At 43.3% G+C, this 12916-nt stretch carries 10 protein-coding genes; 4 read left to right on the forward strand and 6 right to left on the reverse strand.

Going from position 1 to position 12916, the window contains the following annotated elements:
* Positions 1–69: 69 nt before the first annotated feature.
* A complete protein-coding gene (locus tag FIV01_RS15765; RefSeq protein WP_152431954.1) occupies positions 70–2382 on the reverse strand; it encodes a methyl-accepting chemotaxis protein in 2313 nt (770 codons plus the stop codon).
* Between the two features lie 630 nt (positions 2383–3012).
* Between FIV01_RS15765 and pdhA the strand changes: the two genes are divergently transcribed.
* From pdhA to FIV01_RS15780, 3 genes are read left to right on the forward strand one after another with little or no spacing between them, the layout of a single operon-like run.
* Positions 3013–4107, forward strand: a complete 1095-nt coding sequence (pdhA, locus tag FIV01_RS15770; protein ID WP_152431955.1) for a pyruvate dehydrogenase (acetyl-transferring) E1 component subunit alpha — start codon at positions 3013–3015, stop codon at positions 4105–4107.
* Entirely contained in the window at positions 4100–5083 is a 984-nt protein-coding gene (locus FIV01_RS15775) for an alpha-ketoacid dehydrogenase subunit beta (protein ID WP_152431956.1), read from the forward strand. Before pdhA ends, FIV01_RS15775 begins: the two co-directional genes overlap by 8 nt.
* Positions 5080–6216: a dihydrolipoamide acetyltransferase family protein gene (locus tag FIV01_RS15780; protein WP_172971861.1), complete on the forward strand. Its 1137-nt coding sequence runs from the start codon at positions 5080–5082 to the stop codon at positions 6214–6216. The genes FIV01_RS15775 and FIV01_RS15780 overlap by 4 nt, the downstream gene beginning before the upstream one ends.
* A gap of 17 nt (positions 6217–6233) precedes the next feature.
* Here FIV01_RS15780 and FIV01_RS15785 read toward each other — a convergent pair whose 3' ends face one another.
* From FIV01_RS15785 to FIV01_RS15795, 3 genes are all read right to left on the reverse strand, one after another.
* Positions 6234–7424 (reverse strand): GGDEF domain-containing protein, encoded by a 1191-nt coding sequence (locus FIV01_RS15785; protein WP_152431958.1) that lies wholly within the window; start codon positions 7422–7424, stop codon positions 6234–6236.
* A gap of 166 nt (positions 7425–7590) precedes the next feature.
* Positions 7591–8529 (reverse strand): electron transfer flavoprotein subunit alpha/FixB family protein, encoded by a 939-nt coding sequence (locus FIV01_RS15790; RefSeq protein WP_152431959.1) that lies wholly within the window; start codon positions 8527–8529, stop codon positions 7591–7593.
* 10 nt (positions 8530–8539) lie between these two features.
* On the reverse strand, positions 8540–9289 hold the full coding sequence (locus FIV01_RS15795) for an electron transfer flavoprotein subunit beta/FixA family protein (RefSeq protein WP_152431960.1): 750 nt from the start codon (positions 9287–9289) through the stop codon (positions 8540–8542).
* A 216-nt stretch (positions 9290–9505) separates the two neighbouring features.
* On the opposite strand from FIV01_RS15795, the gene FIV01_RS15800 reads away from it, so the two are divergent.
* Positions 9506–11173, forward strand: coding sequence for an electron transfer flavoprotein-ubiquinone oxidoreductase (locus FIV01_RS15800; RefSeq protein ID WP_172971862.1), 1668 nt, complete (start codon positions 9506–9508; stop codon positions 11171–11173).
* Between the two features lie 58 nt (positions 11174–11231).
* Here FIV01_RS15800 and FIV01_RS15805 read toward each other — a convergent pair whose 3' ends face one another.
* Positions 11232–11990: an SDR family oxidoreductase gene (locus FIV01_RS15805; RefSeq protein ID WP_152431961.1), complete on the reverse strand. Its 759-nt coding sequence runs from the start codon at positions 11988–11990 to the stop codon at positions 11232–11234.
* Between the two features lie 12 nt (positions 11991–12002).
* Positions 12003–12905 carry a 3-hydroxyisobutyrate dehydrogenase gene (gene mmsB / locus FIV01_RS15810; RefSeq protein WP_152431962.1) on the reverse strand — a complete coding sequence of 301 codons (903 nt, stop codon included), beginning with the start codon at positions 12903–12905 and terminating at the stop codon, positions 12003–12005.
* Between the last annotated feature and the right edge of the window lie 11 nt (positions 12906–12916).

Consider the following 12916-nt stretch of genomic DNA (forward strand, 5'->3'; position numbering starts at 1 on the left):
ACCAACCTTAGCGGAATATTAGGCAATCAGTTCGAACAAATTTTCCTCTTTTCACTGAATTGCCCCCAGCTAATACTTGAATTGTGATACTTCTGAATTTAATTGCTCAGCTTGAGATGATAAGCCTTTAAGAATGTCATCCACATCACCAACCTGATTCGACACTTCTGATGAGGAATCGGCAATAGATGTAATACTGTCTGTAATTTGGCTTGTTACTGATTGTTGCTCGTCTGTAGCAGCCGCTATTTGCACATTCATTTCATTAAGGTCATTCAACATAGTCACTATTTGCTCGAGCATCTGAGCGTTTGTGTCACAGGTTTCCACACCTTTTGACACCGTTTCGTTGGCATTAGTTATGCTCGTCGAGACATCACCTGTTTCTTTTTGCAAAGATTCGATTTTCTCTCTGATTTCTTCTGTCGAAGATTGGGTTCTTCCGGCAAGATTACGTACTTCGTCTGCTACTACCGCAAAACCTCGACCTTGTTCTCCGGCCCGAGCTGCCTCAATAGCGGCATTAAGTGCCAGCAAATTAGTTTGCTCCGCAATTCCTTGTATCACATCCAAAACTTCTGCAATGGAGTTACTCTCATTATCTAGACGGCTAATTGCATCAACAGCCGTCCGCATCTCTTCATTAAGCTGGGATATTTCCACTCCCAAGTTTCTTCCAACACCTACACCTTTACTACCCGTATCGTTTGCATTTTTAACAAACTCTGCCGCGCGACTGGCAAATTCAGCGACTTCCGAAATTGAGTGCGCCATTTGATTTATGGCAGCAGCAACCGTTTCAGCACGCTCATTTTGAGCATTTGCCGCCAAACGAGTACTGTTCATATTTCCACTCATGCTATGGATATTGTTATTCAGATTATCAGTGGCTTGGGCAAATTTGCGTATGATATCTTGAAGATGCGCAAATAAGGAATTAAGCGATATCGCCAAGTCCGTCATCTCATCTTTACCATTTTCATCAAGACGCTCAGTAAGATCATTGTCTCTACTGATACTTTGGATTTTATTACTCGCTTTGCTAATTGGCCGAGCAATACTTCTTCCAAGAAAATAAGAGACTGATATCGCTGCAATAACCCCTATAACGATACTAATAACGACAGTGATGATACCTGCATTTACCAAGACTTGCAGATCAGATAGTGCCTCAGCTTTTTCAATCTCAGTGACAATCGCCCACTTCAGACCAGCGGCATCAAGAGGCGAATAGACTGATAAAACCTCAACGCCAATCTCGCCCATAGCGACATCGGTACCACTCTCTCCACTCAGCGCAGCTTTAACACTATCGCTACCAATTTTGTAACGGCCGATGGCGGAAGATTTTCCTTTTATTTGATCAAGAGTTTCCGCTGGCACACCGAGCGCTTTGAGTTTAGAGAAATACTGTTCGGGCGCCTCGATTAAAAAGCGAGATTCACTTCTTAATAATTCATCTGGCCCTACTAAATACGTCTCACCGGTTTTACCTAAACCAGCATATTGCCAATTTTCTCCGAAGGTCATGATTTTATTTATTCTATCGACAGGCATTTGGAATATTAAAACACCTTGTGTTTTTCCATCTATTACTACAGGAGTGGCAATAAATGAAGCTGCCGCTTCATAGGATGGAAAGTAAGGCGAAAAGTCTTCTAAGTAATATTGTGAAGGGCCAATATTCAGAGCCTGTTTATATGCCTTGGCAATGCCAGTCGACGCATAAGGACCAGAGTTTAGGTTAGTGGCGTAATCTAACTCCTTGAAAACCGAGTAAACGATATTACCATTTGTATCAACAAGAAAAATGTCATAGTAGCCAAATTCTTCGAGAAATCCTTTGATACTTGGATGATATTTTTGATGGACCTCATCATACTGGGTGCCTAAAGAATCGGCCATTAACTGGTGTTTGTCACCAAGCGGATTAGGATTGACCCCAATATAGCGCGCTTGAAGTGCTTTTGCTCTCGCTGGAAGTTTGGCTAAAACCTGTAGCTCATTTGCAGATTGACCGCCGTTAGAGCTTAAATATGTCGCGCCGAAACCAGAGGAATAATAGTCAGACAACTTACCTAAATCCGCATCGCTGACTCGCTCAATCGGATAGTTTTCAAATGCGTCAGAGAAAGCGAGCATGGCATCTTTAACACCAATTGAATTAGCAACCGTAACGATTTGTCCTCTAATCTGCTGAAAATAGTTCTCTATTTCACTTTTTTTATTTTCTCTGATGGACGTAAGTTGGCTCATAGCCCTCTGGTATAACGCTTGCTCTGACAGCAATGCCGCTCTCCATCCTACGAACGAGCCAGTCGCTACAACAACCACGCTACACAGTAAAGTCGAAGCAAGAACAATTTTTGTGGCAATTCTCATACTCAGCCCTTATGCAGAAATCCATGTCCGCTGTTTTTTATGATAGGCCTAGACAAAGTGACGTTAAACATTTCAATGACATTATTATAACTTAATACCCTTGCATTATCTAAGTTTATATATAGCATCTTTAAGCTAGTGCCCAGAGGTAATCTCTTTATTAAACCACGGATACCATACTTCATACTCGTGCTAAACAATGGTACCTAACGCCGCTATGACTCTAATTTTTCTACATTAAATGACTTTTCTTGGCGCTTTTTACAAAAAAAACCAGATAATATTCTATTTTTTTTTGCTTCATCATTAGTGGATCTTTTCGTATCCAGTCTGTGAGCGATAAAAAAACCAGCACTTTCATCTGTTTTTTTAACTTTGTAAGGATTAGTTTACTCTCGTTACCCATTCTATAGGAGGCAATATTTAACAATTTAGTTACACTTAACCCAACTGATGTTGCCAACATTCAAAACTGGATAAGAACAATATATCAGTACTTAACAACAACTTTATCCGGTTATTTAGAATAGTATTTCAATTTGAGAGAAAACTCAGAATATTTAAAATGGCCACATCAGGAGGATGTTAATCAATTGCTGCCAAAGAATGCAGCACAATAAGGAGCTTGAGATGAACGTTCAGGCATTACCCATGAATCGATTTATCGACCAACATGGCCAAGTCGTCAAACCACTACCTGAGTGGGCTGATGTTACAACACTGAAAAAGTTCTATCGCGACATGGTAGTCGCACGCACCTACGACAACAAAGCTGTCGCATTACAACGAACCGGAAAGCTAGGTACCTACCCTTCGCATCTTGGCGCAGAAGCCTTTGGTATTGCCATAGGTCACGCAATGAAACCCCAGGATGTTTTCATCCCATACTACCGAGATATGCCTGCTATGTGGGTTCGAGGAATTGGTATGGAAAAAAACCTTCAGTACTGGGGTGGTGATGAGCGAGGTAGCGATTTCACTTTTGAAAATAGTGAAATCGAGTGTCGCGATTTGCCTTATTGTGTACCTATCGCTACACAATGTACTCATGCCGTAGGTGTTGCGTCTGCTCTTAAGATTGCTGGAGACCACAACGCAGCGCTAGTCACTTGCGGCGATGGCGCCACTTCAAAAGGCGATTTTCTTGAATCCATCAACTGTGCTGGGACGTGGAACATACCTCTGGTATTTGTTGTCAATAACAACCAATGGGCGATCTCAGTTCCAAGAGCGCTGCAATGCGCTGCTGATTTTCTATCGGAGAAAGCAAAAGGCGCAGGTATCCCTGGTATCACAGTGGATGGTAACGACGTTATCGCTATGTACGATGCAGTCCAAACCGCTTTACATAGGGCAAGAAAAGGCAAAGGCGCGACTCTTATTGAAGCAGTGAGTTACCGTCTAAGCGACCATACAACAGCCGACGATGCAACGCGCTATAGAAGTAAAGATGAATTAAACCAAGCTTGGCAATATGAGCCAATTAAAAGGCTCAAAACGTATTTGACGGAGCAAGGGCATTGGTCTGAAGAAGACGAACAAACCCTACTAGAAAGCGCAAAAGTCGAAGTTGAAAAAGCTGTAGAACGTTACCTGAACCTCCCGCCTCAGGCACCTGAAGCTGCATTTGATTATCTTTATGAGTCGCCTGTTTCAGAACTTAACAAACAGCGTGACGAACTCATAACTAAAGCAATGCGTATGCAGGGAGGAAAACATGTCTGAGATTACACTCGTTGAAGCGGTCAACCTTGCTCTGCACCATGAAATGTCTAAAGACAACAATGTTATAGTGTTAGGTGAAGATGTTGGTGATAACGGCGGCGTATTTAGAGCCACCGTTGGGCTTAAAGATAAATTTGGCTTTAAACGTGTTATTGATACGCCATTGGCGGAAGCGCTGATCGGTGGTGTCAGTGTCGGTATGGCAACACAAGGGCTGAGACCTGTTGCTGAGTTCCAATTCCAAGGATTCGTGTTTCCAGCTTTAGAACACCTCATCTGCCATGCCGCTAGAATGCGTAACAGAACACGCGGCCGCTTATCATGCCCTGCTGTATTCCGAGCACCGTTTGGCGGGGGTATCCATGCTCCAGAGCACCATTCAGAAAGTATTGAAGCAATCTTTGCTCATATTCCTGGCTTTAGAGTCGTTATCCCTTCATCACCGCAGCGTGCATACGGTTTACTTCTTGGCGCAATTCGAAGCAATGATCCTGTGATGTTCTTCGAACCCAAAAGGATCTACCGAACAGTAAAATCGAATGTGATTGATAATGGTGAAGCCCTACCTATAGATACATGTTTTACACTACGTAAAGGTAGAGACCTCACACTTGTCACTTGGGGAGCATCTGTTGTTGAATCGTTGCAAGCGGCTCAACAACTTTCAGAACAAGGCATAGAGGCAGAAGTAATTGATTTAGCCAGTATAAAGCCGATTGATATGGATACTATCTTCAAATCACTCAGCAAAACTGGGCGTTTGCTCGTCGTTCATGAGGCAAGTAGAAGCTGTGGTGTTGGCGCCGAAATCATTACACGTGTTGCCGAACAGTCTATGTGTAAGCTCAAAGCGCCACCGAAACGAGTGACAGGCATGGATACGGTAATGCCATATTACCGAAATGAAGATTATTTTATGATTCAAGAAGAAGACATTGTTATTGCAGCGAAAGAGCTCATGGAGGATTGGAAATGAGATCGTTTTTACTACCAGATCTTGGTGAAGGACTTGCCGAGTCAGAAATTGTGCAATGGCATGTTAATGTAGGAGATATGGTCAAGCTAGACCAAATTATTTTGACGGTTGAGACAGCCAAAGCTGTAGTCGATGTCCCCGCTCCATATAGTGGTAAAATTGTTAGCCGCCATGGCGAAGAAGGTGATGTGATCAACATTGGTAGCCTTTTACTCGAAATCGAAGAAGAAGGTGCTACTGAGAGCAGTAAAGAGAAACAAAAAGACGCTGCAACCGTTGTGGGTAACGTTTCTAATCAAACCCACAAAGTCGATGTTGATGATTTTTGGATCGGTGCCTCTCGCAATACTGATGATGACTCGCCGATCACAGCTATGCCCTCTGCAAGGCTTCTGGCTAAGAAGTTAGGTGTCGATTTACTTAAAATTAAAGGCAGCGGACACGACGGCATGATCACCGACGCCGATATTTATGAAGAGGCTGGAAAACAGCAGCCTGGAACTGAAGTGCTTAAAGGTGCTCGCCGAACCATGGTTGGCACCATGTCTGAGTCTCATCATAATGTGGCTTCAGTAACGATTACAGAAGAAGCACTTTTAGAAAACTGGGTGAAGGGCGAAGACATTTCGGGACGTTTGATTCAGGCTGTCGTTCATGCCTGTCAAAAAGAGCCTGCTCTGAACGCATGGTTTGATGCTGAAACAATGACGCGTTGTGTTCACAGTGCAGTGAATATTGGCATCGCTGTAGACAGTAGCCACGGGCTGTATGTTCCTGTGCTTCGCAATGCCCACGAAGTGAAAACAGCCGATATTCGGTCATGGCTTAATGACACCGTAGCTGGAATACGTGACCGCAAAATCGGCCGTGAACAGTTACAGCACGCAACCATTACCGTGTCTAACTTTGGTGCAATCGCGGGGCTTTATGCCACTCCTGTCGTTTCTCCACCTCAAGTGGCCATTGTTGGTGCAGGACGCATCATAGAAAAGGTGGTGATGAGAAACAATGAGGCTGTTGCAGTGAAAGCTATGCCACTATCAGTGACCTTTGATCACAGGGCTTGTACTGGTGGTGAAGCAGCACGCTTTACTAAATTTATGGTCGAACATTTGGAAATGAAGCTTAAGTAACCTAAGTGAAAGGGGCGTTAACTTTCTTCTCCATTAACAGTCGAGACAAGGTTAACTCTCCCTTCAATAACTTGGTTACGGCCGTTTTCTTTGGCGTTGTAGAGTGCAACATCAGCACGCTCTACAGCGCTTTGCCACTCTTCATCACGTAACTGTGTAACCCCAAAACTTGCTGTACAGCGATCTTTTTTACTTGGCAACATTCGAGAGTTTTCTATCTCCTCTCTTAATTTTTCTGCCACAATCAGTGCTTTCTCGATCTCGGTATTGGGTAGTAATACCATGAACTCTTCCCCACCATAGCGAAAACTCAGATCATCCCTACGAGTGTGTAATTTGAGTATACTGCCGATTGTACTTAGTACCTTATCCCCTATCTGATGGCCATAAGTATCGTTCACTTGTTTAAAATGGTCGATATCGAGTAAGACTATCGATAAAGGTTGACCATGCCTAAGAGCTCTAGCGACCTCTGTTGGAATCAACTCCTCAAGTGCACGGCGGTTATACAGTTGAGTTAGGTCATCTTTAATCGCAGTATTATGCAGCGTCGCCACCAAGCGCCCTGTCAGCATCCAAGTCACTGAAAAAAAGATTAAGATAATCATGAGTAGAGTACTAACAAAGGCTAATTGATGCACATTTCCTACATGCATAAAGTCATCTACCACACCTTCAAATAAGCTCCAGCCGAAGCGAAACAAGTTATAGCTAGATTGAATCGCGAGCCCAACAGAAAGCAAAACTGTCGAAGGCGATATATCAATGCTTTTGCCTTTGTGGTTAGCAATAATAGAAACAAAGCACATGGTCGAGATGTAAATCGACATCAAAATCACCCTCGCACTAGTCGAAGGCATGAAAAAGGTAAAATAGGTTAATCCAACAACAAGGACAGGAAAGCTGTAGAATCCGACATTAGCGAGCTTCACGCTAAAGCCTCTAAACTGACAAATTCCCATAAGCAACAAAATATAGCTAAAAGCCATTAAAGAATTCGCTAGAATCTTGGATAACCAAAGCGTTACATCATTGCCGAAACTAAGAAAAAAGAAGCTAAGAGAAAGTAGTAGTAAAGAAGTCGCAATCGTATTAATGCCACATACGCTTGGCTGAAGTCTCTGAATTAAAAAAAGCCCTATGCAATAACACACGGAGAGTAATACACAAATGATTGATAGAGTGGCGATATCTAAATTTATTGTCATTTATAGGACATCCTAAAAACTACCCAATAGGATAAGTTTAGGAAATCTAATCAGACTCATCGGTCTTTTACGTGTATTTGGTCCTAGTTGAGTTAGCTTCAACTGAAAAACTCCGATAAGTGAAAAAGCAATTATCGGAGTTGCAGTCACAGTTTGCAGCTATGTACTAAACAGCTTGTGTCAGCTCTGGCAGTATTTCGAACAGATCTCCCACTAAGCCATAGTCGGCCACCTCAAAGATTGGCGCTTCCGGATCACTATTGATGGCAACAATCACTTTCGAATCTTTCATACCAGCAAGGTGTTGAATGGCGCCAGATATTCCAACCGCAATATAAAGCTCAGGCGCAACTATCTTCCCTGTCTGACCCACTTGTAAATCATTAGAGACAAAGCCGGCATCCACTGCGGCACGAGAGGCACCAATAGCAGCATCAAGTTTGTCCGCTAGTTGTTCGATTAGAGCAAAATTTTCCTTACTGCCTACTCCTCGACCACCTGATACAACTACTCTCGCAGCAGGTAAGTCTGGACGAGCACTTTGCGTTTTTTGGCGTTCAATTAAGTCAGATATGTCGTTACCGATATTAATGTCGACAACCTTGATTTCAGCTTTCGCATTATCAGTCACCGCTGCATTGTCAAACGCAGAGCTTCGGATTGTCATCACCTTAACTTTATCTAATGACTTTACTTTGGCCAGCGCGTTACCCGCGTAGATAGGACGAATGACTGTGTCCTCAGATTCGATTTTGATAACATCTGATAGTTGACCGACCCCAAGCAAAGCCGCAACCCTAGGCATCAAGTTCTTGCCAAACGTTGTCGCAGGAGCAAAAAGATGTGAATAACTCGCCGCGACTTGCTGAATCAATGGCGCCGTATTCTCTGCGAGCTGCTTTTGGTAAATCTCCGAATCTGCCACTAGCACTTCTGAGATGCCTTCAACACGAGCGACAGCATCCACAACATTCTGACAATCACAACCAACAACAATTGCACTTATTGATTGATTAAGCACTGTAGCGGCAGAAATCGTTTTTAAGGTATCACTACTAAGAACTTGGTTATCATGCTCAACAATGACTAACGTTTTTGAATTCATGCCCATCTCCCTATAAGACCTTAGCGTCATTTTTAAGCTTAGAAATTAGCTCACTCACGTTGGCTACCATTTCCCCTGCTGTCCGCGCCTTTGGTGCCATTACCTCAATGATTTCATGAGTCGATATTACTTCTACGCCTAAGTCATCTGCGGTAATAACCTCCAAAGGTTTCTTTTTAGCTTTCATGATATTCGGCAAGGATGCATAACGTGGTTCATTGAGCCTTAAATCGGTACTAATGATCGCAGGCAACTGAAGTTTGACGGTCTCAAGTCCGCCATCGACCTCTCTAGTCACGCTAACATGATCATTATCTAGATTAACATCAGAGGCGAAAGTGCCTTGAGGACGGTTAGTTAACGCCGCTAGCATCTGAGCAACTTGATTGTTATCCGTATCAATTGACTGCTTACCAAGAAGCACAAGCGCTGGATTCTCTTTGTCCATGACCGCTTTCAACAATTTTGCAACGGCAAGAGGTTCAGGAGACACATCATGTTTGATGTGGATTGCCCTATCAGCTCCCAATGCAAGTGCTCCTCTAAGGTTTTCTTGGCTCGCAGCATCTCCTATGGACACGACAACCACTTCATTCGCTTTGCCAGACTCTTTTAGACGAACCGCTTCTTCTACTGCAATTTCACAAAATGGGTTCATGGACATCTTAACGTTATTCGTTTCAACACCGCTGCCATCACTCTTCACCCTAACTTTTACATATGGGTCGATCACACGTTTTATGGCTACTAGTACTTTCACATCTCCTCCTTGGTGCTAAAAGTAACTACAGAACAGTAACAGGCTGATATTCAGAATGTTTATACTGAGTTTCTCGATTATATTTTGCCGATCGGCTTCACATTAAACACAATTGGTCACCGATTCTGTCATATACATAGCTTAGTAAAGTTTACGTTTACGTCAACTAGACTATATTGATTAGTGTTCAAAATCTGGAAAGGTAGGTTTACACCAATGGAAAGAGAATGTATGGAGTTTGATGTTGTCGTAGTAGGTGCAGGACCTGCAGGGTTGTCAAGCGCAATAAAACTTGCACAGCTTAGTAAAATCAATGACATGCCTGTATCTATTTGCGTTGTGGAGAAAGGCGCTGAAGTTGGGGCGCATATCCTTTCTGGTGCACTATTTGAAACAAAAGCCTTGGATGAATTATTTCCTGATTGGAAAGATCTAGGGGCTCCTGTTAATAATCCAGTTAGCTTGGATGAGTTTGTCTACATGACCTCAGATCATCAGCATATAAAACTGCCGTCTTTTATGACGCCCAATCTTATGCATAATAGCGAGAAAAATCATGTTATTAGCTTAGCTAACCTGTGTCGTTGGTTAGGTCAAAAAGCCGAAGAGCTTGAGATAGAAGTTTATCCAGGATTCGCCGCAACAAGCATAAATTATGACTCAAATGGATCAGTGATTGGTATCAACACATCTGACATGGGGCTAAATAAGTCAGGAGAGCAAAAGCCCTCGTTCGAAGCCGGCATTGAACTAAAAGCAAAATATACTCTTTTTGCCGAAGGAGCGCGAGGTCACCTAGGCAAAGAGCTGATCGAAAAATTCCAGCTCGCCAATGAGTGCCAACCACAACACTACGCCCTAGGACTCAAGGAAATATGGCAAGTCCCTGATGATCACCCTAAATACCGAGCGGGTCGTGTCCTACATGGTGCGGGCTGGCCACTAAATGAAACGAATTCAAACGGCGGTAGCTTTCTCTATCACTTAGATAATAACCAAATCGTCGTCGGGCTTATCGTTGATTTAAACTATTCAAACCCTCACCTCAGTCCATTCGATGAGTTTCAACGCTTTAAACATCACCCTCTAATAAGCCAATATCTTGAGGGTGGAGAAAGGATCGCTTATGGCGCTCGGGCGATTGCGAAAGGTGGACTTCATTCTCTACCAAAACAACAATTCCCCGGTGGTCTATTAATTGGCTGTGATGCGGGCACCCTTAACTCAGGCAAAATAAAGGGAAGCCATACGGCAATGAAGTCAGGCATGTTGGCCGCTGAAGCCGTTTTCTCACAGTTAAAAGAAGAAAACAATCAAAACACGCCTGATTATCAAAGTGTATTTGAACAATCTTGGCTTTATAGTGAGCTCCATTTAAGCCGGAATTTTGCCTCATCAATTCACAGGTATGGCGCCATTGCTGGTGGTGCTCTTGCAACATTGGAACAGAATGTTTGGCACAAGTTGTTTAACCGAGCAGCCCCGTGGAATATCTTAGACACCAAGCCAGATCATCTTGGAATGAAAGAAGTCTCTGATTGCTCAAGCGTAAACTATCCAAAACCTGATGGTAAGCTGAGTTTTGACCGACCGTCATCTGTCTATCTGTCCGGCACACAACACGAGGAAGATCAACCCTGCCACTTGGTGATCAAAAACCTAAATATACCCATTGAGAATCATTTACCAAGGTTTGACGAGCCAAGCCAACGCTATTGTCCAGCTGGAGTATATGAAATTATCACCGTCGATAATAACCCTAAGCTTCAAATCAATGCAGCCAATTGTCTACACTGCAAAACATGCGATATTAAAGACCCTTCGCAAAACATCACTTGGATACCACCTGAAGGTGGCGGTGGACCCAACTACCAGAATATGTAGTAAAAAAGAGTAAGGCACGCTAAACAGCGTGCCTTTTGTTAGACGAAAACCCGTTTTCTTACATGAATATTCCGCCATCAACCTCGAATACTCGAGCGTTAACGTAATCATTCTCAAAAATAAATTTCGCGGTTTGAGCGATTTCTTCAGGGGAACCCATACGACCCACTGGGACCATCTTCTCCAAACGCTCTCGAGCTTCTGGTTTCATGCCTCCCGTCATCGATGTTTCTATCACACCAGGTGCAATCGCGGCGGCCCTAATTCCATAGCGAGCAAGCTCCTTACCCCACGTAGTCGCCAGTGTTGCCACAGCAGCTTTGGACGCAGCGTAATTACTCTGACCAATATTCCCGGCCCTTGCAACACTGGAAATATTAATGATCACTCCTTTTCGTTGGGTATTGATCATCTGAGCGGCTGCTTCTCGACCACAGAGAAAGGTGCCATTAAGGTTTACATCGATCACTGAATTAAATTGCTCAAGAGACATCTTGGTCATTTCATCATCTTTAACCTTGATCAATAAGCCATCTCGAAGGATCCCTGCATTATTAATCAAACCGTCCAGTTGACCGAAATCTCTCACAATGTCACTAAATACCTGCTCAACTTGCTGCTCGTTTGTGACATTAACTTTATAGGTCAATGCTTTCACTCCCAGCACATTGCACTGTTCCTTGGTATTTAGCAAGGCTTCATCATTTACATCGAGTAAAGCTAATTCAGCTCCCGCTTTTGCCAATGTTGTCGCCATCATCTGACCTAAACCTTGCCCGGCCCCAGTAATAGCTACAACACTATGTTTTAGTTCCATTCGCGTACCCCATTACTTTCCTGATTGATAAAACTCGAACAAACTTGAAAAGTCTAGCTCCTCATTACCATTTGCGTTATGAAAAGCATACAGATTTCGTGCGAGAGATCCCATTGGGACCGAAGATTGGCTCATTGAAGCCGCATCTAACCCAAGTCCTAAGTCTTTGAGCATCAGCTTACTCATAAATCCTGGACGATAGTCATTACTTGCTGGCGAAGTCTCCATAACACCAGGGCAGGGATTATAAAGTTCCAAAGCCCAATTGCGACCAGAACTCTGCAGCATAATGTTAGATAAGACTTTTGGATCGAGCCCATTGTCAATGCCAAGATTCAGCGCTTCACAAGTACCAGACATTAAAATACCTAACATCAGATTGTTACATATTTTGCCCATTTGTCCGTCGCCCGCTTTACCTGCATGGAAAATATTCTTACCCATATGTTTGAGCACATTCTCAGCTTTAGAAAAAGCAGCCTCGGATCCACCAACAATGAATGTTAACGTTCCAGCTTTAGCTCCAGCTACACCGCCAGATACAGGAGCATCGACAAAATCAAGGCCCTTTTGTGCAGCGCTCTCAGCAACCATTTTCGCTGAATGAGGATCAATGGTTGATGAATCAATCAGAAATGCGCCATCTTCAACCAAATCCAATAGCCCTTTCGAGCCTTTATTATCGCCAAGATATACATCTTTTACATGCTGGCTAGCGGGAAGCATAGTAATGATTGATTCGGCGTCTTTTACTGCATCCGCGATTGAAGATGCTGCATAGGCGCCTGCTGACTCTAAAACTTTTACCGCTTCTGGCATCAAATCAAACACTCGCACATTAAACCCTGCAGACAACAGATTCTCCGCCATGGGTCCACCCATATTACCTAAACCGATAAACGCAATGGTGTTCATGAGTAATTTCC

Origin of the sequence: Vibrio aquimaris (genome assembly GCF_009363415.1) — a bacterium.
Taxonomy (GTDB): Bacteria; Pseudomonadota; Gammaproteobacteria; order Enterobacterales; family Vibrionaceae; genus Vibrio; species Vibrio aquimaris.